The 19,216-nt window shown below is 68.1% G+C and carries 20 protein-coding genes; 13 read left to right on the forward strand and 7 right to left on the reverse strand.

From position 1 onward, the window contains the following. The first annotated feature begins 30 nt into the window (after positions 1-30). From AC3B6A_RS14635 to AC3B6A_RS14650, 4 genes are all read left to right on the forward strand, one after another. Positions 31-1,536, forward strand: a complete 1,506-nt coding sequence (locus tag AC3B6A_RS14635) for a CoA-acylating methylmalonate-semialdehyde dehydrogenase (RefSeq protein ID WP_488397934.1) — start codon at positions 31-33, stop codon at positions 1,534-1,536. 135 nt (positions 1,537-1,671) lie between these two features. Beyond that, the gene (gene mmsB / locus AC3B6A_RS14640) at positions 1,672-2,547 is read left to right on the forward strand and encodes a 3-hydroxyisobutyrate dehydrogenase (protein ID WP_488397935.1); all 876 of its coding nucleotides are present in this window, start codon (positions 1,672-1,674) and stop codon (positions 2,545-2,547) included. 1,280 nt (positions 2,548-3,827) lie between these two features. Continuing rightward, positions 3,828-4,748 carry a bestrophin family protein gene (locus tag AC3B6A_RS14645; RefSeq protein WP_488397936.1) on the forward strand — a complete coding sequence of 307 codons (921 nt, stop codon included), beginning with the start codon at positions 3,828-3,830 and terminating at the stop codon, positions 4,746-4,748. A gap of 16 nt (positions 4,749-4,764) precedes the next feature. Continuing rightward, the gene (locus AC3B6A_RS14650; protein ID WP_488397937.1) at positions 4,765-5,331 is read left to right on the forward strand and encodes a flavin reductase family protein; all 567 of its coding nucleotides are present in this window, start codon (positions 4,765-4,767) and stop codon (positions 5,329-5,331) included. 85 nt (positions 5,332-5,416) lie between these two features. Here the strand turns inward: AC3B6A_RS14650 and AC3B6A_RS14655 are convergent, their stop codons facing one another. Both AC3B6A_RS14655 and AC3B6A_RS14660 read right to left on the reverse strand, forming a co-directional pair. Further along, positions 5,417-6,790: a sensor histidine kinase gene (locus AC3B6A_RS14655; RefSeq protein ID WP_488397938.1), complete on the reverse strand. Its 1,374-nt coding sequence runs from the start codon at positions 6,788-6,790 to the stop codon at positions 5,417-5,419. Further along, positions 6,768-7,457, reverse strand: coding sequence for a winged helix-turn-helix domain-containing protein (locus AC3B6A_RS14660; RefSeq protein WP_488397939.1), 690 nt, complete (start codon positions 7,455-7,457; stop codon positions 6,768-6,770). Before AC3B6A_RS14660 ends, AC3B6A_RS14655 begins: the two co-directional genes overlap by 23 nt. Before the next feature lie 120 nt (positions 7,458-7,577). Here AC3B6A_RS14660 and AC3B6A_RS14665 point away from each other — a divergent pair, with 120 nt between their 5' ends. Beyond that, positions 7,578-8,261, forward strand: a complete 684-nt coding sequence (locus tag AC3B6A_RS14665) for a response regulator transcription factor (RefSeq protein ID WP_488397940.1) — start codon at positions 7,578-7,580, stop codon at positions 8,259-8,261. A gap of 12 nt (positions 8,262-8,273) precedes the next feature. Here AC3B6A_RS14665 and AC3B6A_RS14670 read toward each other — a convergent pair whose 3' ends face one another. Together AC3B6A_RS14670 and AC3B6A_RS14675 are read right to left on the reverse strand one after the other, a co-directional pair. Then, complete coding sequence (locus AC3B6A_RS14670; protein ID WP_488397941.1) at positions 8,274-8,582, reverse strand: HigA family addiction module antitoxin; 309 nt, start codon at positions 8,580-8,582, stop codon at positions 8,274-8,276. A gap of 8 nt (positions 8,583-8,590) precedes the next feature. Next, complete coding sequence (locus AC3B6A_RS14675; protein WP_488397942.1) at positions 8,591-8,887, reverse strand: type II toxin-antitoxin system RelE/ParE family toxin; 297 nt, start codon at positions 8,885-8,887, stop codon at positions 8,591-8,593. A gap of 225 nt (positions 8,888-9,112) precedes the next feature. On the opposite strand from AC3B6A_RS14675, the gene AC3B6A_RS14680 reads away from it, so the two are divergent. The 4 genes from AC3B6A_RS14680 (at position 9,113) to AC3B6A_RS14695 (ending at position 15,272) form a co-directional block, all read left to right on the forward strand. After that, complete coding sequence (locus AC3B6A_RS14680; protein ID WP_488397943.1) at positions 9,113-10,513, forward strand: efflux transporter outer membrane subunit; 1,401 nt, start codon at positions 9,113-9,115, stop codon at positions 10,511-10,513. After that, entirely contained in the window at positions 10,510-11,676 is a 1,167-nt protein-coding gene (locus AC3B6A_RS14685) for an efflux RND transporter periplasmic adaptor subunit (protein ID WP_488397944.1), read from the forward strand. The genes AC3B6A_RS14680 and AC3B6A_RS14685 overlap by 4 nt, the downstream gene beginning before the upstream one ends. Then, positions 11,673-14,774 (forward strand): efflux RND transporter permease subunit, encoded by a 3,102-nt coding sequence (locus AC3B6A_RS14690; protein WP_488397945.1) that lies wholly within the window; start codon positions 11,673-11,675, stop codon positions 14,772-14,774. Before AC3B6A_RS14685 ends, AC3B6A_RS14690 begins: the two co-directional genes overlap by 4 nt. 63 nt (positions 14,775-14,837) lie before the next feature. After that, positions 14,838-15,272: a PGDYG domain-containing protein gene (locus AC3B6A_RS14695; RefSeq protein WP_488397946.1), complete on the forward strand. Its 435-nt coding sequence runs from the start codon at positions 14,838-14,840 to the stop codon at positions 15,270-15,272. A gap of 217 nt (positions 15,273-15,489) precedes the next feature. Here the strand turns inward: AC3B6A_RS14695 and AC3B6A_RS14700 are convergent, their stop codons facing one another. Beyond that, the gene (locus AC3B6A_RS14700; protein ID WP_488397947.1) at positions 15,490-15,876 is read right to left on the reverse strand and encodes a hypothetical protein; all 387 of its coding nucleotides are present in this window, start codon (positions 15,874-15,876) and stop codon (positions 15,490-15,492) included. Positions 15,877-16,104: 228 nt separating this feature from the next. Between AC3B6A_RS14700 and AC3B6A_RS14705 the strand changes: the two genes are divergently transcribed. Together AC3B6A_RS14705 and AC3B6A_RS14710 are read left to right on the forward strand one after the other, a co-directional pair. Beyond that, on the forward strand, positions 16,105-16,392 hold the full coding sequence (locus AC3B6A_RS14705) for a transcriptional regulator (RefSeq protein ID WP_488397948.1): 288 nt from the start codon (positions 16,105-16,107) through the stop codon (positions 16,390-16,392). 99 nt (positions 16,393-16,491) lie between these two features. Continuing rightward, the gene (locus tag AC3B6A_RS14710; protein ID WP_488397949.1) at positions 16,492-16,677 is read left to right on the forward strand and encodes a hypothetical protein; all 186 of its coding nucleotides are present in this window, start codon (positions 16,492-16,494) and stop codon (positions 16,675-16,677) included. 4 nt (positions 16,678-16,681) lie between these two features. Here the strand turns inward: AC3B6A_RS14710 and AC3B6A_RS14715 are convergent, their stop codons facing one another. Next, complete coding sequence (locus AC3B6A_RS14715) at positions 16,682-17,038, reverse strand: hypothetical protein (RefSeq protein WP_488397950.1); 357 nt, start codon at positions 17,036-17,038, stop codon at positions 16,682-16,684. A 300-nt stretch (positions 17,039-17,338) separates the two neighbouring features. Here AC3B6A_RS14715 and AC3B6A_RS14720 point away from each other — a divergent pair, with 300 nt between their 5' ends. Together AC3B6A_RS14720 and AC3B6A_RS14725 are read left to right on the forward strand one after the other, a co-directional pair. Next, complete coding sequence (locus AC3B6A_RS14720) at positions 17,339-18,052, forward strand: endonuclease (protein ID WP_488397951.1); 714 nt, start codon at positions 17,339-17,341, stop codon at positions 18,050-18,052. A gap of 85 nt (positions 18,053-18,137) precedes the next feature. Further along, positions 18,138-18,644 (forward strand): DUF1993 domain-containing protein, encoded by a 507-nt coding sequence (locus AC3B6A_RS14725; RefSeq protein WP_488397952.1) that lies wholly within the window; start codon positions 18,138-18,140, stop codon positions 18,642-18,644. 30 nt (positions 18,645-18,674) lie between these two features. On the opposite strand, the gene AC3B6A_RS14730 is transcribed toward AC3B6A_RS14725, so the two are convergent. Then, complete coding sequence (locus AC3B6A_RS14730; protein WP_488397953.1) at positions 18,675-19,148, reverse strand: Lrp/AsnC family transcriptional regulator; 474 nt, start codon at positions 19,146-19,148, stop codon at positions 18,675-18,677. Positions 19,149-19,216: the final 68 nt, after the last annotated feature.

Consider the following 19,216-nt stretch of genomic DNA (forward strand, 5'->3'; position numbering starts at 1 on the left):
ACAAGAAAGCCACTGGCTGGGAGAACCCCGATGACCGCAACTGCCCCGACCGTCAAACTGTTCCTCGACGGCAAGCCCGTCGAGTCCACCACCACCGAATGGCGCGATGTGATCAACCCCGCCACCCAGGAAGTCCTCGCCCGCGTGCCCTTCGCCACGCCCGAGGAAGTCGAGCGCGCCGTAGCCAGCGCCAAGGCCGCGTTCAAGACCTGGAAGAAGACCCCCATCGGCGCCCGCTCGCGCATCTTCCTCAAGTACCAGCAGCTGATCCGCGAAAACATGAAGGAACTGGCGGCGATCCTCACCGCCGAGCAGGGCAAGACCCTGCCGGACGCCGAGGGCGACGTGTTCCGCGGCCTGGAAGTGGTCGAGCACGCGGCCGGCATCGGCAACCTGCAGCTGGGCGAGCTGGCCAACAACGTGGCCGGCGGCGTGGATACCTTCACCCTGCTGCAACCCATCGGCGTGTGCGCCGGCATCACCCCGTTCAACTTCCCGGCGATGATCCCGCTGTGGATGTTCCCGATGGCCATCGCCACCGGCAACACCTTCGTCCTCAAGCCGTCCGAACAGGACCCGATGGTGACCATGCGCCTGGTCGAGCTGGCCCATGAAGCCGGGGTGCCGCCGGGCGTGCTCAACGTGGTGCACGGCGGCCCGGACGTGGTGAACGCGATCTGCGACCACCCGGACATCAAGGCCGTGTCCTTCGTCGGCTCGACCCGCGTCGGCACCCACGTCTACAACCGCGCCTCCCAGGCCGGTAAGCGCGTGCAATGCATGATGGGCGCTAAGAACCACGCCATCGTGCTGCCCGACGCCAACAAGGAGCAGACCCTCAACGCCATCGCCGGCGCCGCCTTCGGTGCCGCCGGGCAACGTTGCATGGCGCTGTCGGTGGCGATCCTGGTCGGCGAGGCCAACGAGTGGATTCCCGACCTGGTGGCCAAGGCCAGGACCCTCAAGGTCAGCGGCGGCACCGAGGCCAACACCGACGTCGGCCCGCTGGTCTCCTGCGCCGCGCTGGACCGCGTCAGCGGCCTGATCGAACGCGGCGCCCAGGAAGGCGCCAAGCTGGAACTGGACGGCCGCAACCCGCAGGTGGCCGGCTACGCCAAGGGCAACTTCGTCGGCCCGACCGTGTTCTCCGGCGTCACCCCGCAGATGACCATCTACCGCGAGGAAATCTTCGGCCCGGTGCTCTGCGTGGTATCGGCGAAGACCTTCGACGAGGCCATCGAGCTGATCAACGCCAACCCCAACGGCAACGGCACCGCGCTGTTCACCCGCTCGGGCGCCGCCGCGCGGCACTTCAAGGAAGAGATCGACGTCGGCCAGGTCGGTATCAACGTGCCGATCCCGGTGCCGGTGCCGATGTTCTCCTTCACCGGCTCGCGCGGCTCCAAGCTGGGCGACCTCGGCCCGTACGGCAAGCAGGTGGTGCAGTTCTACACCCAGACCAAGACCGTCACCGAGCGCTGGTTCGACGAGAACGAAGTGGGCGGCGCGGTGAACACCACCATCCACCTCAAGTAAGCCCTGCCCGCCCGCCTGCCCCCGGCCGGCCCGGACTCCAGCAAGGATGCTGGCCGGGCCCGGCGCCACGCGGGCGGGCACCCTTTTGCGCCTGAACATCAGAACGCTCCAGCACAAGAAGAAGAGGACCCCCCTATGCGCATCGGCTTCATCGGACTCGGCAACATGGGCGGCCCCATGGCCGCCAACCTGCTCAAGGCCGGCTTCGACCTGAGCGTCTTCGACCTCTCCGCCAAGGCCGTGGAAGCGGCCGTCGGCCTCGGCGCCCGCGCCCTCGGCTCGCCCGCCGACGTGGCCCGCGACGACGTCGAGGTGATCATCACCATGCTGCCCGCCGCCGCCCACGTGAAACAGGTCTACCTCGGCGACGACGGCCTGCTGGCCAACGTGCAGCCCGGCGTGCTGCTGATCGACTCGTCCACCATCGACCCGCTGAACGCCCGCGAGGTCAGCGCCGCCGCCCTGGCCCACGGCAACCCAATGCTCGACGCGCCCGTCTCCGGCGGCACCGCCGGCGCGGCGGCCGGCACCCTGACCTTCATGGTCGGCGGCGAGCAGGCCGACTTCGAGCGCGCCCGCCCGGTGCTGGCGGCCATGGGCAGGAACATCGTGCACTGCGGCGGCGCCGGGAACGGCCAGGTGGCCAAGGTGGCGAACAACCTGCTGTTGGGCATTTCCATGATCGGCGTGGCGGAAGCCATGTCCCTGGGCGTGAAGCTGGGGATGGACGCGGAAGTGCTGGCCGGCATCATCAACACCTCCAGCGGCCGCTGCTGGAGCTCGGAGGTGAACAACCCACTCACCGGCGCCCCGGCGGCGCGCGGCTACAGCGGCGGCTTCGGTACCGACCTGATGCTCAAGGACCTGGGCCTGGCCAGCGAGGCCGCGCGCCAGGTGCGCCAGCCGGTGCTGCTCGGCGCGCTGGCCCAGCAGCTGTTCCAGACCTTCAGCAACCAGGGCAACGGCCAGCTGGACTTCTCGGCGATCGTGAAGCTGTACCAGCAGGGCTGAGCCCGCTCTTCGCAGGAGCGGACCTTGTCCGCGATTCGCAACCCCCGTTGGCCAGGAGCGCTCGGCGGGGGGAACCGCTACGCGGTTCATCGCGGATAAGATCCGCTCCTACGAAAGCCGCACGTTCCGTAGGAGCGGACTCCGTCCGCGATGCTCTTGCTCTTCGTACGATGGATAACGCTGTGCGTTATCCATCGTTCTTTGTGATCAGTGTTTCTGCGCCGCTTCGGCGTGTGCTGGGACTTCTTGTTTCGCCCCCTCGGGCGACCTACTTTGGCAAGTGCCCCAAAGTAGGCAAAGGTCTCTGCCCCTGCATCCGGTTTTTCGCTTAGGCGAAAAATTCCCTCGCTCCATCGGAGTTTCAGGGGCCCGCGTTGACGGGCCATCCCTGGCCCGACAACGCTCTCGCGGCATCCATGCCGCTCAACCCCTGAAACTCCGATTCCGCTCGGCCTCCTGAAGGGGCGCTCCGGAGTGTGCGGATATTCCTCTGGAAGCCGCTTTTGCTTTTGGCTCTTTGTAGGAGCGAGCTTGCTCGCGAACCACAGCTGATCGCGGACGAAGTCCGCTCCTACGAAAGCCGATCTCACCGCAGGAGCGGACTTCGTCCGCGATGCTCTTGCCTTGCGCAACGTTATCCGCCTGATGGGTATCGCTTCGCTCCACGCCATCCTACGAAGTGCCGCTCCTAGCATGGAGCAGCCAAGGTTTCAGGCGCGCGCAGGGTCCCGTCAGGAGGCCGAGTGGAGGTATTGCGCAGAGGGGCGAGCGGCATGGATGCCGCGAGAGGCTTGAAGGGCCAGGGACGGCCCTTGTACGCCGACCCTCGGAGCAATGCCGGAGCGAGGGCAGTCTGAGCGAAGCGAAGACCCGGATGGCGGGACGGGCCCTTTTGGTTCCTTTTGGGGCCCCAAAAGGGACTCGCCCGGGAGGGCGAAACCAAATCTCCCAGCGCACGCCGAAGCGGCGCGGAAACACCGATCACAAAGCCCCGCAATGTCCACCCTCGGCGCCCAACTCAGGCGCCAGGGTGGATGTAAACAGCGACATCCACCCTACGCACTGAGCCCGCTCTTCGTAGGAGCGGACCTTGTCCGCGATTGGCAGCCCAGTTGGCAAGGGCGTTCAGGGATCTATTGGGAACCGCCATGCGGTTCATCGCGGATAAGATCCGCTCCTACGAAAGCGCTCCCGGAAGACTCGTGTGGTGGCCGGAATGCAACGCCGCCACCTGGCCATCTCGGCTATCATGCGCACCCCGCTCCTCCGGAAGCCGCCGCATGATCGTCCGCCCGCAAACCCCGACACTCTGGGTCCTGCTGTTCTCGCTCAAGGGATCGATCATCCCCGCCATCTGGCGCAAGGTCCTCTACACGGTGCTGCTCAGCTCGCTGGTGGTGGCCACCCACGGCACGCTGTACCACTACAAGGTGGTCATCACCTCCACGCCCTTCACCCTCTGGGGCCTGACGCTGGCGATCTTCCTCGGTTTTCGCAACAACGTGGCCTACCAGCGCTTCTGGGAGGCGCGCACCCTCTGGGGCGAGTTGCTGATCGTGACCCGCAACCTGGCTCGGCAGACCCTCTCGCTGCTGCCCGACCTCACCCCGCAAGCCCGCCGCAGCCTGTGCGACCCGCTGATCGCCTTCACCTACGTGCTGCGCGACCACCTGCGCGGCACCCCGCAGAGCGACGACGTGCGCCGCCTGCTCGGCGCCGCCGAGGCGGCCGCGCTGGACGCCACCCCTACCCCGACCAACGCGCTGCTCGCCAGCCTCGGCCAGCGCTTTGCCGCGCACGCCCGCACGGCCGGGGCCGGCGAGATCACCCTGGCCGCCATCGACCAGCAGATGACCCGGCTCTCCTACGTGCTCGGCGGCTGCGAGCGGATTCGCAACACGCCGATCCCCTACCCCTACATCCTGATGCTGCACCGCATCGTCCACGTCTACTGCTTCCTGCTGCCGTTCTGCCTGGTCGACAGCATCGGCTGGTTCACCCCGCTGGCGGTGTGCGTGCTGGCCTACACCTTCTTCGGCCTGGATGCCCTGGGCGACCAGATCGCCGACCCGTTCGACACCCAACCCAACGACCTGCCGCTGGACGCCATGAGCCGCGGCCTGGAGATCGCCGTGCTGGAAATCCTCGGCGAACGCGAGCTGCCGGCGCCGCTGCTGCCGGTCGACGGCCTGCTGCTGTGACCTGCGAGGACCACCGATGAACCACCTGCAAGACGTTCCCCTGGCCAAGGCCTACCTGCTGCTCAACCACGGCCCGTCGACCCTCGTCAGCAGCGAACACCAGGGCGTGGCCAACGTGATGGCCGCCGCCTGGGTCATGCCGCTGGACTTCGACCCGCCCAAGCTGCTGCTGGTGCTCGACCGCAACACCTGGTCGCGCCATCTGGTGGAAGGCTCCGGCGCCTTCGTCATCCAGCTGCCCTCGCGCCGGCAGGCGGAGCTGACCCTGGCGGTCGGCTCCAGCAATGGCGGCGAGGTGAACAAGTTCGAGCAACTGGATATCCGCACCTCGCGGGCACGCCACGTCGAGGCGCCGATCGTCGACGGTTGCGTGGCCTATCTGGAATGCAAGGTGATCGCCGAGCCGCACAACCAGGAGAAGTACGACCTGTTCATCGCCGAGGTGGTGGCCGCCTACGCGGACCAACGCGCCTTCTCCAACGGCCGCTGGCACTTCCCCAGCGACGACCTGCGCACCATCCACTACCAGGCCGGCGGGGCCTTCTTCGCCACTGGCGAGGCCTTCCAGGTCGAGCGCGGCTGAGCCGTGACCTTGTAGGAGCGAGCTTGCTCGCGAACCGCCCAGCTCCGGAACAGCCGGAAAACGCCGTTCGCGAGCAAGCTCGCTCCTACGAAGAGTTCTTCGCCATCCGCCCGCGCAGGCTCACCCAGCACCCCGGCGCCCCGTCGCGCACGCTCATCTGCAGATCGTGCAGGCGCGCCACCGCCGCCACCATGCTCAGTCCCAGGCCGTTGCCCGGCGTGTGCCGGCTGCGTTCGGAGCGGTAGAAGCGGCGCAGCACCGCCTCCCGTTCTTCCTCCGGAATGCCCGGCCCGTTGTCGCGCACCTGCACTTCCACCACGTCGTCGCCCGCCTCCACGCGGACCTCGACACGTCCCTGCGCCGGGGTGAATTTCAGGGCGTTGTCCACCAGATTGCTCAGGGCGTCGAACATCAGGTGCGCATCACCCAGCAGCCAGGCCGGCTGCTGCGGGCCAACGAAGCTCAGTTGCTGGCCACGCTCCTCGGCCAGCGGCTCGAACAGCTCGACCACGTCGGCCGCGACCTGCCCCAGGTCCACCGCGACGAAGCCGGTGCGCCGGGCACTGTCCTCGATCTCGGAAATGCGCAGCAGCGCACGGAAGGTGAGCAGCAGGCCGTGGGCGTCCTCGATGGCCTGGTCGATGGCGGCGACGTATTCCTCCTTGCTGCCATCGCGCCGCTGCGCGCGCTCCAGGCCGGCGAGCAGGCGCGTCAGCGGGGTGCGCAGATCGTGGGCGACGTCGTCGCAGACGCCCTTCACCTCGCGCATCAGCCGCTCGATCTCGTCGAGCATGCGGTTCACCACCACCGCCAGGCGATCCACGTCGTCGGTGCGGCCGCGCACCGGCAGGCGCTCGCTGAGATCGCCCTTGACGATCCGTTCAATGGCCCCGGCCACCGCGTCCAGGCGCCGCTGCGAGCCGCGCCCGGCGATTATCGCGCCGGCCAGGCCGAGGATCAGGATCAGCACGCCGCCGGAGGCCATGGCGCTGACCAGCAGATCGTCGAATTCGAGCAGGTCCTGGATATCGTGGCCGATCACCAGGATTTCGCCGGACGGCATGCGGTGGACGATGCCGCGCACCCGCCGCTCCACCCCGGCCAGGTTGCGCCGGTGGAACTCGATGGGCTGGTCGAACACCTCGCCCGGCGGCGGTTCGGCGAGGGTGCCGGCCAGGCGCCGGCCGCTGGCGTCGAACAGCGCCTGGGGGAAATGCTGCTCGGGGTCCTTCGCCGCGCGCTCCTGCACCTCGCGGATCAGCTCCGGCAGCGGCAGGTCGACGCGGTTGTGCATCTGCCGGCTCAGGTTGGCCTGCACCTCGGCGCGCAGGTAGCCGGCGGTGCGCCAGTAGACGTAGCCGAACAGCGCCAGCGAGGCGACGCCGAACAGCAGCAGGAACAGCAGCGCCACGCGGAAACCGGTGGTGCGTGGCAGCTCACTCAGGCGCGCGGAGAACATAGCCGGCCCCCCGCACCGTGTGGATCATCGCCGGCTCGCCGTCGACGTCGACCTTGCGCCGCAGGCGGCCGATGTGCACCTCGATGACGTTGGTGCGCTCGTCGAAACGGTAGTTCCACACCGCCTCGAAAAGCATGGTGCGAGTGACGATCTGCCCGGCGTTGCGCGCCAGGTATTCCAGCAGCTGGTACTCGCGCGGCACCAGCTCGATGACCCGCTCGCCACGGCGCACCGAGCGGCGCAGCAGGTCGATGTCGAGGTTGCCGATGCTCAGGCGGCTGTCGCGCACCTCCGCGCCACGCGCGGCGCGGCGGGTCAGGGCGTCCAGGCGGGCGGTCAGCTCGATGAACTCGAAAGGCTTGGTCAGGTAGTCGTCGCCGCCGGCGCGCAGGCCGCGCACGCGCTCGTCGAGGTCGGACAACGCGCTGAGGATCAGCACCGGCGTCTCCACGCCCGCCGAGCGCAACGCGGTGAGCATCGCCAGGCCGTCCATGCCGCCGGGCAGCATGCGGTCGAGGACGATCACCGCGAAGCTCTCGCTGAGCGCACGCACCAGGCCGTCGCGGCCGTTGCCGGCGAGGCTGACCTGGTAGCCGTGGTCGTGCAGCGCGGCGCTGATCTCGGCAGCGGTGGCGGGGTCGTCTTCGACGACGAGAACCTGGGTCATGGGGTGGTCCGTGGCGGCGGGGAATGTCCGGCAGTATATTTTGCCCGGCGCGGACGAACGTCAGCCTCGCGCCAAGATGAATAAAAGTTTAGGTACGCCACGGGGCGGGACGGACACGCGTTGAGAATCCTGGTCATCGAAGACGATCCGCAGGCCGCCGGCTACCTGGTGCGCGGCCTGCGCGAGAGCGGGCACATCGTCGACGCCGCCGGCGACGGCATCCGCGGCCTCGACCTGGCCCTGGAGAATCTCTACGACGCCCTGCTGGTGGACCGCCGCCTGCCCGGCCTGGACGGCCTGGAACTGGTGCGCCGGCTGCGCACCGCGGGCCTCGTCACGCCGGTGCTGATGCTCAGCGCGCTGGCCTCCACCCACCACCGCGTCGAGGGCCTGCGGGCAGGATGCGACGACTACCTGGCCAAGCCCTACGCCTTCGTCGAGGTCCACGCCCGCCTCGCCGCCCTGCTCCGCCGCAGCGGCCGGCAACTGACCGGCACGCGCCTGCGGGTCGGCGACCTGCTGCTCGACTGCGAAGGCCGCGTGGCCCAGCGCCAGGGCCGCAGCATCGCCCTGCAGCAGCGCGAATTCCTCATCCTGGAAAAGCTGATGCGCCTGGCCGACCAGGTGGTGACCCGCGGCATGCTGCTGGAAAGCGCCTGGGACTACGACTTCGAACCGCGCGACAACGTCATCGACAAGCACATCCACCGCCTGCGGCAGAAGGTCGACCAGGGCTTCGACCACCCGCTGATCCATACGGTGCCGGGCGCCGGCTACATGCTCAGCGAAACGCCGCCGGCGTGACCGGCACCGCGCTCACGCCGCGCGGTTCAGCGGTCTTGCCCGTTCGATGCGCGCGCGCCGCTCCGGCGAGTTCAGCGCCGCCCAGAGGTCGTTGCGCCGCTGCAGATTCAGCCAGAATTCCGCGGAGTTGCCGAACACCCGCGCCAGCATCAGCGCGGTATCGGCGGTGACCGCCCGGCGGTCGTTGCACAGCTCGTTGACCAGCCGGCGCTGCACGCCCATCGCCTCGGCGAGGCGGCCTTGGGTCAGGCCGAGCGGTTCGAGGAATTCGCTGTAAAGCACTTCGCCGACGCTGACCGGCTTGCGTTCCGTGATGATCACCTTGCACCTCACCGATACGAATGGTTGTCGAGGTAGACGTCCTGGGCTTCACCCTTTTCGCCGTCCCAATGGAAGACCAGGCGCCACTGGCGGTTCACCCGGATCGAATGCCAGCGCCGCAACCGTCCCTGCAAGCGCTCGAAGTGATTGCTCGGCGGGCTGCGCAAGTCGGCGTCCGTGGTGGCGTCGTCGAGCATCTGCAGCTTGCGGAACAGGCGCTCCTGAAGATCCGGCGGGATCTGCCGAGGCGGCTCGTCCTCGATGAAGAACGCTTCCAGCCACGCATCCCTGAAGCTTCCGATCATGGGTCGGCATCCCTGGAGGAAAATGTACCGTGAGACGGTACAGCCGGCAAAGGTCGATGTATGTCGGCCGACGGGCAGGCAACGGCCACAGGAGGCGTCCGAATTTTCCCGAATCAACCTAACTTTTTGTTCAGCTTGGGAAGAACCGCCCGGTAGCTGCCCGGCGCTATCGTCGCCCTTCCTGCCCGCCCCGCGTCCCGCGCGGGCCCCAGAAGGACGAACCGCATGCCTCCATCCGCCAGCGCCCTGTCCCGGCTGGCCGCCATTGCCGCGCTGGCGCTGCTCGGCGCCTGTTCGCTGGTGCCGGACTACCAGCGCCCCGACGTTCCCCTGGCCAGCCGCTGGGACAACGCCGCGCCCGCGGCCCGGATTCCGCAGCAGTGGTGGAAGGACTACGCCAGCGCCGAGCTGGATCAGCTGATCCAGCGCGCCGGCAGCGACAACCTCAGCCTGCAGGCCGCCGTCGCGCGGGTCGAGCAGGCCCGCGCCAACGCCCGGATCGCCGGCGCCGCGCAGTATCCGGGCGTGAGTCTGGGCGGCAGTTACGTGCAGGACCACGACGGCAGCAAGAACGCCGGCCAGCTGTTCGCCCAGGCCAGCTACGAGCTGGACTTCTGGGGCCGCAACCGCGCCCTCGCCGATTCCGCAGGCGCCCTAGCCCAGGCCAGCGCCTACGACCTGGAAACCGCGCGCATCGGCCTGAACGCCGACCTTGCCAACACCTACTTCCAGGTGCTCTCGCTGGACGAACGGCTGGCCGTGGCCCGACGCATCGCCGGCGACGCCGGGCACATCCTGCAACTGGTGCAGACCCAGTCTCGCCTCGGCTCCTCCTCGGACCTGGAAGTGGAACAGCAGCGCAACGCCCTGCAGAACTTCCAGGCCGCGGTCAGCGTCCTCGACCAGCAGCGCGACGCCGCGCTCTACCAGCTGGCTGTGCTGGTCGGCGCCGCGCCCGAGGGTTTCCGCCTGCAGCGCAGCGGCCTCGACGGCATCCTGCTGCCCGAGGCGCGCGCCGGCCTGCCGGCCAGCTTGCTGAGCCAGCGTCCGGATATCCAGGCCGCCGAAGCGCGGTTGCAGTCGGCCAACTTCGATGTCGGCGCGGCGCGTGCGGCCTTCCTGCCGAACATTTCCCTCGGCGCCCTGGCCGGCGGCGATGTGCGCGCCGGCGGCAGCGTCTGGCAGCTCGCCGCCAGCCTCAGCCAGCCGCTGTTCGACGGCGGCCTGCTGGAAGGCCGGTTGCAGGCCGACCGCGCCCGCGCCCGCGAGCTGGTCGCCGACTACCGGCAAAGCGTGCTGCAGGCCCTGCAGGACGTGGAAACCCAGCTCAGCGCCAACGCCCGCCTGGCGCAGACCCAGCGCATCGGCCAGGACGCCGTGGACTCGGCACGCAAGGCCGCCGACCTCGCGCAGGTGCGCTACAACCTGGGCAGTACCGATTTCCTCACCCTGCTGACCGTGCAGCGCACCCTCTACCAGGCCGAAGACAGCCTGCTGCAGGTGCGCCTGCAGCGCCTGCAGGCCTCCGTCGGCCTGTACCGCGCCCTCGGCGGCGGCTTCCAGGCCCCGGAGGCCGCCGCCGGGCTGGCCAGCAATCAACCTTCCGCACAGGCGACCCGACCGTGAGCCCGTCCCTCGATTCATCCCCGCGCCGCTACTGGCGCCTGGCACTCCTGCTGCTCGTCGTGCTGCTGGCGGCCTTCACCTGGCGCCACCACGGCGCCCCGGCGCCGGCCAAGGCGGCCGACGCGCCGGTGCCGGTGAGCCTCGGCGAGGCCGACCAGCGCGACCTGCCGATCTGGCTGCAGACCATCGGCACGGTGCAGGCCATCAACTCGGTGGAGATCAAGGTGCGCGTGGACGGCGAGCTGCAGAAGCTGCACTTCAAGGAAGGCCAGATGGTCAGCGCCGGCGACCTGCTCGCCGAGATCGACCCGCGCCCCTACGCCGCCCAGCTGATGCAGGCCAGGGCCAACAAGGCGCGCGACGAAGCGCAGCTCGCCGTCACCCGGATCAACCTCGACCGCGCCAGCAAGCTCGCCGCCGCCCACGCCGGGCCGAGCCAGGACGTCGACACCCTGCGCGGCCAGCTGGCGACCCTGCAGGCAAGCATCCAGGCCGACCAGGCGGCGGTCGACAGCGCCCAGCTGCAACTGGGCTACACGCGCATCAGCGCGCCCTTCACCGGGCGCACCGGCCAGCGCCTGGTGGATGCCGGCAGCCTCGTGCACGCCAGCGATACCGGCGGCCTGGTGAGCGTGACCCAGATGGCGCCGATCTCGCTGGCCTTCAGCCTGCCCCAGGAAGACCTCGCCGAAGTGCTCGCGGCCCATGCCGGCGCGCCGCTCAAGGTCGAGGCGCTGAGCCGCGACGGCAGCCGCCATATCGCCGACGGCCAGCTGAGCTTCATCGACAGCCAGGTGTCCAGCGGCAACGGGCAGATCCTGTTCAAGGCCGACTTCCCCAACGCCGACGGCCAGCTCTGGCCCGGCGAGCTGCTCAGCGTGCGCCTGCTGCTGCGCACCGAGAAGGCCGCCACCGTGGTGCCGACCGGCGCCGTGCAGCAGGGGCCGCAGGGCAGCTTCGTCTACGTGGTCGGCCGCAACCAGCAGGCACAGGTGCGCGAAGTGAAGACCGGCGCGGTGGTCGACGGTCTGCAATGGGTCCGCCAGGGCCTGGAGCCGGGCGAAGTCGTGGTCACCGGCGGCCAGTACCGCCTCGCGCCGGGGCTGAAGGTCTCGGCCCTGGCCGATCCGCGGCAGACCGCCAGCACGGAGGCGCGCCCGTGACCCTCTCCGAACCCTTCATCCGCCGCCGGGTCGCCACCACCCTGCTGGCGCTGGGCGTGCTGCTGCTCGGTGGCGCCGCCTACTTCATGCTGCCGGTGGCGCCGCTGCCGCAGGTCGACATGCCGACCATCCAGGTCGAGGCCAACCTGCCCGGGGCCAGCGCCGAGACCATGGCCTCGTCGGTGGCCACGCCGCTGGAACGCTCCTTCGCCAGCATCCCCGGGGTCAGCCAGATGACCTCCGCCAGCTCCCTCGGGCAGACCCGGATCACCCTGCAGTTCGACCTCGCGCGCGACATCGACGGCGCCGCCCAGGACGTGCAGACGGCGATCAGCGCCGCCGGCGGCAACCTGCCCAAGGACCTGCCGTCGCCGCCGACCTTCCACAAGGTCAACCCGGCCGAGTTCACCTTCCTCTCCCTCGCCCTGACCTCGACCACCCGCACCCTGCCGGAGCTGGACCGCTACGCCGACAGCTACCTCGCCCAGCAGCTGTCGCAGATCCCCGGCGTCGGCCTGGTGGACTTCCACGGCGAGCAGCGGCCGGCGGTGCGCGTGCGCATCGACCCGGACGCCCTGGCCGCGCGCGGCCTGACCCTGGCCGACGTGCGCGGCGTGCTGGGCAGCGCCACGGTCGACGCGCCCAAGGGCAGCCTCGACGGCGCCGAGCGCGCGGTGACCCTGGACACCACCGACCAGCTCACCCACGCCGCGCAGTACGGCGCGCTGGTGGTCGCCTACCGCGACGGCGTGCCGATCCGCCTGAGCGACCTGGGCACGGTGATCGACGGCGCCGAGGACGTGCGCCAGGCCGCCGGCCTGCAGGGCCAGCCGACGGTGATCGTCGACATCCACAAACAGCCCGGCTACAACGTGCTGGAGGTGACCCGCGCGATCAGGGAGCGCCTGCCCTCGATGCTGGTGCAACTGCCGCGCGACGTGCAGGTGCACGTGGTCGGCGACCGCACCCAGACCATCACCGCGTCCATCGAGGAGGTGCAGTTCAACCTGCTGCTGTCGATCGTCCTGGTGGTGGCGGTGGTCTTCGTCTTCCTGCGCAACGTCAGCGCCACGGTGATCCCGGCGCTGACCATCCCGCTGTCGCTGGTGGCCACCTTCGCCGTGATGTACGTGCTCGGCTACAGCCTGGACAACCTGTCGATCATGGCCCTGAGCATCGCCGTCGGCTTCGTGGTGGACGACGCCATCGTGGTCATGGAGAACATCATCCGCCACCTGGAGATGGGCAAGTCGCCGCTGCAGGCGGCCATCGAGGGCACCGCCGAGGTGGCGTTCACCATCGTCTCGATGACCGTCTCGCTGGTCGCGGTGTTCATCCCCATCCTCTTCATGGGCGGGGTGATCGGCCGCCTGCTGCGCGAGTTCGCGGCGACCGTGAGCTTCGCCGTGGTGATGTCCGGGGTGGTGTCGCTGACGGTCACGCCGATGCTCTGCGCCTGGTTCATCCGCCACGACCTGCACGGCGTGCAGAACCGCTTCCTGCAATGGAGCGAGCGCAGCTTCGACGCCCTCCTCGACGGCTACCGGCGCAGCCTGCAACGGGTGCTGCGGCACGAGCGCCTGACCCTGGCGGTGGTCCTGCTCACCCTGCTGGTGACGGCGGTGCTCTACGTCGAAGTGCCCAAGGGCTTCTTCCCGCAGCAGGACACCGGGGTGATCCAGGGGGTGGCCGAGGCCAACGCCGACATTTCCTTCGCGGCCATGCGCGAACGCATGGCCGCGCTCAGCGAGGTCATCCAGCGCGATCCGGACGTGGCCAACGTCTACTACTGGATCGGCCCCAACCCGACCCTCAGCCAGGGCCGCGTGATGATCAACCTCAAGCCCTACGAGCAGCGCGAGGCCAAGGCCGACCAGGTGGTGGCGCGGCTCAAGCGCGAGCTCGCCGTGGTGCCCGGCATCGCCCTGTACATGCAGATCCGCCAGGACGTGCAGATCGGCGGGCGGCCGAGCAAGACCCAGTTCCAGTACACCCTGCAGGACCCGGACAGCGATGAACTGGACCACTGGGCCGGGCTGTTGCTGGAGCGCCTGAAAACCCTGCCGCAGCTGCGCGACGTGGCCACCGACCAGCAGCAGGCGGCGCCGCGCAGCACCCTGCACATCGACCGCGACAGCGCCGCGCGCCTGGGCGTGAGCGTGCAGGCGATCGACGACGTGCTCTACGACGCCTTCGGCCAGCGCCAGGTGGCGACCCTGTTCACCTCGCTGGACCAGTACCACGTGATCCTCGAACTCGACCCGCGCTGGCAGGTCTCCGCGGAAAGCCTCAAGCACCTCTACGCGCGCTCCAGCCTGACCGGCGAGCTGGTCCCGCTGAGCGTGCTCGGCCGCCTGGAGCCGGACCTGGCGCCGATCACCATCAACCACCAGGGGCTGTTCCCGGCGATCACCCTGTCGTTCAACCTGGCGCCCGGCCATGCGCTGGGCGACGCGGTCAAGGCGATCCAGCAGGCGACCGTGCAGATCGGCCTGCCCGACACCGTCAGCGGCACCTTCCAGGGCACCGCCCAGGCCTTCCAGGACTCGCTGCGCAGCCAGCCGTGGCTGATCCTGGCGGCGGTGGTGACGGTCTACATCGTCCTCGGCGTGCTCTACGAGAGCCCATTGCTGCCGCTGTCGATCCTCTCCACCCTGCCCTCGGCCGGCCTCGGCGCGCTGCTGGCGCTGCGGCTGTGCGGCCAGGACCTGTCGCTGATGGGGATGATCGGCATCATCCTGCTGATCGGCATCGTCAAGAAGAACGCGATCATGATGATCGACTTCGCCCTGGTGGCCGAACGCGGCGGCATGACGCCCGAGCAGGCGACCATCGAGGGCAGCACCCTGCGCTTCCGGCCGATCCTCATGACCACCCTGGCGGCGCTGTTCGGCGCCCTGCCGCTGGCCCTGGGCACCGGCTCCGGCGCCGAGCTGCGCCAGCCGCTGGGCATCGCCATCGTCGGCGGCCTGCTGGTGTCGCAGGTGCTGACGCTGTACACCACGCCGGTGATCTACCTGTGGTTCTCGCGCATGGCCGCCCGCTTCCGCGCCTGGCGCAAGGCCCGCGGCGGCCTGCTGGCGCCGCAGCAGCGGTGACATGACGAAAGGGCGACAAGCGCCAGGCTATGCTTGCCGCCCCTTTCCCCCGGTGTGACGACGATGCTCGAACTCAAGGACCTGGACCTGCGCCACGACGCCCTGGCGGGCCGCTATGTGAAGGATGAAACCGTGCAGGTGGCCTTCGCCGCCGAATCCGGCACGCTGATGAGCCTGGAAGGCGCCAACCGCTACGCGCTCGGCGACGCCCTGGTCAGCAGCGCCAGCGGCGAGCGCTGGGTGGTGTCGCGCGAGCGCTTCGATGCCAGGTACCTGCCGGCCGAGGCCGGGCTGGTCCACGGCATCGACGGCGCCTATCGCAACCGCCCCGAGGTGGTGCTGGCGCGGCGCATGGAAGAACCCTTCCGCATCGCCCGCTCGGCGGCCGGCGACGTGTTGCAGGGCGAGGCCGGCGACTGGGTCATGCAGTACGCCCCCGGCGACTACGGCGTGACCCAGGCGCACCGCTTCGCGCGGGTCTATCGACCGGCCGACTGAGGCTCGTCCGCGCTGCTGCAGCGACGACGCAGGACTTGCGCAATTGCGGGCTCTCGAACGGCGAAGCCGCATCCGGGCATGGCCGGGACTTCGCCGGATGCGCCCGCCGAAAGTAAAAAACCCGCCATGAAAGGCGGGTTCTTCACTGGGGCGCTAATCCTTTAGCAATGGTCCTAACATACCTCGGCGATGTGAAAAAAACGTGAAACGGACGTCATCATCCCGAGTAGTCGAGCGCAGTCCAGACGCGGCTCAGACCGGTGCGAATCCGGCATTCCTCCGACAGGTCGCCCGTGCTGCCCTGCTCCGGCAGCAACAGCGTGGTGCCCTCACCTCCGGTCAGCCACTGCAGCCGTCCGCAATTGGGCGTGTCGATCACATAGCTGGCGGCGACCGCCGAATGCGAGCGCGGCAGGCGGACGGCATCGCGCACGGTGCCGTGTTCCTCGAAGCGCTTGCCGTTGGCGACCAGCACCGCCCAGGCGTCATGCCCGTCGATGACCAGGTAGGCGCCGTTGGCCATCGGCTTCTCCGCCGGCGGCTCGGCACAACCGCAGAGCAGGGCCAGCACGGCGCAGACCATCAGCAGGTTGCCTCGCATCATCACGCAGTCCTCTTCTTCTGGGTGCCCGCCGCAAGGGAGCCAGAGCTCCGGCGCGGACGACGGTATTGGATTCGGTGAACCAGCGAATTCGATACTAGCCGGAAAATACTGTTCATGCATACAGTATTTTCCGGTTATCCTTGTCGCCATGACGAAAGGCGTTCCGGAATCGGGCGCCGAGGCCAGGACCCAGAAAAAGGAGCGAGCACAATAGTGGACATTCGCCAGATGAAATACGCCGTGAATCACATGGCCATCGATGAAGTGCGTGAAGCCGTCGAGGAACTGCACTTGGAAGGGTTGGTCACCGAAGGCAAGACGCCCTTCAGCCGCACGCATTTCAACACCTGCTTCGCCGAGATCAAGGCGCTGCTGCAACGCGCCGGCTACCACCGCCCGCTGGATGTGGTCGGCTACCAGGGGCAGGCCTACGCGATGTTCGACCCCAGCCGCTGGGACGCCGTGGAGGTGCTGCGCTGGCTCAAGGAATACGTCGAGGAGGCCGCGACCGGCTGAACCTGTCACTGGACTGTGCGCGGGAGCAGAAACTTGCGAAGCCCTGCCCCGCGCACTAATGTCCCTTGCATTCCCGCTTCCCGAATCAAGGACGATTCCATGGGCGATTCATCGAATGCCGACAGCTGGCGCTGGGCCTACCGCAAACTGCGCAGCTGGGACGTCGGCCGCATCAGTTCCGCTTTCCTCGCCACACTCTTCCACTGGCGCGGCGACACCGGGTTGTTCTACAGCCACGGCGGCCTGCGCAAATCCCGCCTGACCCGCAGCGACCGCACCGACTGACCCGTCAGGGCCGCGTGGACGGGTACACCGCTCCACCGGGGTATTCGATGCTCTGCCGGATGCCCCCTCCGGACTGGTCGATGATCACCGTGCTCGAACGCGACTCGCCGTAGCCGCGCGGCACCTGCATGCCGCCGTATCCATCATTGCGCTGCCAGCTCGACGAGCTGTCCACGCTGCCGCTGGCTCCCGGGCTGACATAGATCCGCTGGACCACCGGCGGCGATTGCCGCCATTGCGGCTGGGACGGGGCTTGCCGCTGGTATTGAGGCTGTACCTGGCCGGAGAACCGCTGCTGCGCCAGCACCGGCGTCGCCAGGGCACAGCAGGCGATGAGCGCCAGGCTTCCAAGACTCTTCATGGGATGCTCCGGGGTAGCTGGAAAGGCTTCAGGATACCAATCCCTCCCGGGGCTGTGCAGGCCGGACGTCGAGCGCCAATCAACTATGTAAATTCGTTTATTTTCATATGGTTATAATCAAAATATGATCTCTTGTATGAAGAAATCATGCTGATTGCCATTACCGCGACACTGCAAACCGCCAAAACCCACCCGCAACCCCCGGGCCGACAGGCTCCAGGCAGCCTTGCCATTCGATTGCCATGATTGGCAATTCTTTTTCAATCAGTAAGATGCAGGCACTTTCGTAAGGAATACCTCATGTTCCGACGCTGCCTGCTCCTGCTGCTGATTCTCGTCATTCCCGCCGTGGCGTCCGCCGCCGCCCCGCGCACCTTCGAGGAAGCCAAGAAGGTCGGCCGCAAGCTCTATGCCCGGCAGTCGGTGGAGTTCTATTGCGGCTGCCGCTACAGCGGCAACACGGTGGACCTGAAGAGCTGCGGCTACACCCCGCGCAAGAATGCCAAGCGTGCCTCGCGCATCGAGTGGGAGCACATCGTCCCGGCCTGGGTGATCGGTCACCAGCGCCAGTGCTGGCAGAGCGGCGGCCGCAGCAACTGCTCGCGGCATGACCGCGTCTACCAGAAGGCGGAAGCCGACCTGTTCAACCTGGTGCCGAGCATCGGCGAGGTCAACGGCGACCGCAGCAACTTCAGCTATGCCTGGCTGCCGAAGCAGCCCCCGCAGTACGGCGCCTGCCCGATGGTCATCGACTTCAAGGCGAAGAAGGCCATGCCGCGCCCGCAGATCCGCGGGATGATCGCCCGCACCTACTTCTACATGAGCGACCGCTACGGCCTGAGGCTGTCCAGGCAGGACCGCCAGCTGTTCACCGCGTGGAACAAGCAGTACCCGGTGGAAACCTGGGAGCTCCAGCGCAACCAGATGGTCGGCTGCGTGATGGGCTGGGGCAATCCCTACGTCGGCGAGATCGACAGCGGCCGCTGCCCGTCGCCCCGCGTCGCCGGGCGCTGACCAGGCGACAGGGCCGCGCCCCGGCAGTAGACTCCGACAGCCGTCCCACGGACGAGCGCCCCATTTCCTGTCTGGAGTACGCAGCATGCCCCTCTCGATCTACCAGGCTTCCATTCCCGTCTTCATCCGCATGCTCGGCAACCTCTCGGCGATCCTCGCCAAGGCTGCCGCCCATGCCGAAGCCAAGTCCATCGACCCATCCGTCCTGATCAACGCCCGCCTTGCGCCGGACATGTTCCCGCTGGCGCGCCAGGTGCAGATCGCCAGCGACTCCGCCAAGGGCGCCGGTGCGCGGCTGGCCGACGTCGAGGTGCCGAGTTTCGCCGACGAGGAAACCACCTTCGCCGAACTGCAGACACGCATCACCCGCACCATCGACTTCCTCAAAAGCCTTGAGCCCGAGCGATTCGAAGGCGCCGAGAGCCGCACCATCCAGCTGAAGCAGCGCACCCGCGAACTCAACTTCAGCGGCACTGACTTCCTGCTCGGCTACGCCTACCCGAACTTCTATTTCCACGTCACCACCGCCTACGCCATCCTGCGCCACAACGGCGTGGAGATCGGCAAGATGGACTACCTCGGCAACGTCTGAGGGCCCGGGCGCCGGCCATGCCGGCGCCCTTCAGCCGCGCGGCAGCGGCAGGCTGGTGGTGGACTTGATCTCCGACAGGGCGACGATGGAGTTGATCTCCTGCACCCCCGGCACCTGCGACAGCTTCTCGAAGAAGAAGCGCTCGTAGGCCTCCACGTCCTCGGTGACGATGCGCAGCATGAAGTCCACCGCGCCCATCAGCACATGACATTCGAGCACCTCGGGAAACTCATCGATGGCCCGGGCGAAGTCCGTCAGGTGGTTGCGCCCGTGTGCGTTGAGCTTCACCTGGGCGAATATCTGGGTGTTCAGGCCGATCTTCTTGCGATCCAGCAGGGTCACCTGCTTGCGGATCACCCCCTCGTCCTTCAACCGTTGAATCCGGCGCCAGCAAGGCGACTGCGACAGGCCGATGCGTTCGGCGATCTCCGCGGTGGAAAGCGTCGCCTCCTCCTGCAGCAGGGCGAGGATCTTCTTGTCGTGGGAATCCAGTGAAACCGGCATTGTTCATTCTCTGAATGGAAGATTCAGGAATCATTAATGCACAAATTTCCGCTTACGGGCAGCAACGA

Source organism: Pseudomonas sp. B12(2026) (assembly GCF_057767015.1).

Bases quoted from the DNA above. Each gene is read 5' to 3' on its own strand.
- AC3B6A_RS14705 (WP_488397948.1), top strand. From the start codon at position 16,105: ATGAAATACGCCGTGAATCACATGGCCATCGATGAAGTGCGTGAAGCC.
- AC3B6A_RS14645 (WP_488397936.1), top strand. From the start codon at position 3,828: ATGATCGTCCGCCCGCAAACCCCGACACTCTGGGTCCTGCTGTTCTCG.
- AC3B6A_RS14695 (WP_488397946.1), top strand. From the start codon at position 14,838: ATGCTCGAACTCAAGGACCTGGACCTGCGCCACGACGCCCTGGCGGGC.
- AC3B6A_RS14715 (WP_488397950.1), bottom strand. From the start codon at position 17,038: ATGAAGAGTCTTGGAAGCCTGGCGCTCATCGCCTGCTGTGCCCTGGCG.
- AC3B6A_RS14635 (WP_488397934.1), top strand. From the start codon at position 31: ATGACCGCAACTGCCCCGACCGTCAAACTGTTCCTCGACGGCAAGCCC.
- AC3B6A_RS14680 (WP_488397943.1), top strand. From the start codon at position 9,113: ATGCCTCCATCCGCCAGCGCCCTGTCCCGGCTGGCCGCCATTGCCGCG.
- AC3B6A_RS14655 (WP_488397938.1), bottom strand. From the start codon at position 6,790: ATGTTCTCCGCGCGCCTGAGTGAGCTGCCACGCACCACCGGTTTCCGC.
- AC3B6A_RS14700 (WP_488397947.1), bottom strand. From the start codon at position 15,876: ATGATGCGAGGCAACCTGCTGATGGTCTGCGCCGTGCTGGCCCTGCTC.
- AC3B6A_RS14650 (WP_488397937.1), top strand. From the start codon at position 4,765: ATGAACCACCTGCAAGACGTTCCCCTGGCCAAGGCCTACCTGCTGCTC.
- mmsB (WP_488397935.1), top strand. From the start codon at position 1,672: ATGCGCATCGGCTTCATCGGACTCGGCAACATGGGCGGCCCCATGGCC.
- AC3B6A_RS14675 (WP_488397942.1), bottom strand. From the start codon at position 8,887: ATGATCGGAAGCTTCAGGGATGCGTGGCTGGAAGCGTTCTTCATCGAG.
- AC3B6A_RS14730 (WP_488397953.1), bottom strand. From the start codon at position 19,148: ATGCCGGTTTCACTGGATTCCCACGACAAGAAGATCCTCGCCCTGCTG.
- AC3B6A_RS14710 (WP_488397949.1), top strand. From the start codon at position 16,492: ATGGGCGATTCATCGAATGCCGACAGCTGGCGCTGGGCCTACCGCAAA.
- AC3B6A_RS14660 (WP_488397939.1), bottom strand. From the start codon at position 7,457: ATGACCCAGGTTCTCGTCGTCGAAGACGACCCCGCCACCGCTGCCGAG.
- AC3B6A_RS14725 (WP_488397952.1), top strand. From the start codon at position 18,138: ATGCCCCTCTCGATCTACCAGGCTTCCATTCCCGTCTTCATCCGCATG.
- AC3B6A_RS14720 (WP_488397951.1), top strand. From the start codon at position 17,339: ATGTTCCGACGCTGCCTGCTCCTGCTGCTGATTCTCGTCATTCCCGCC.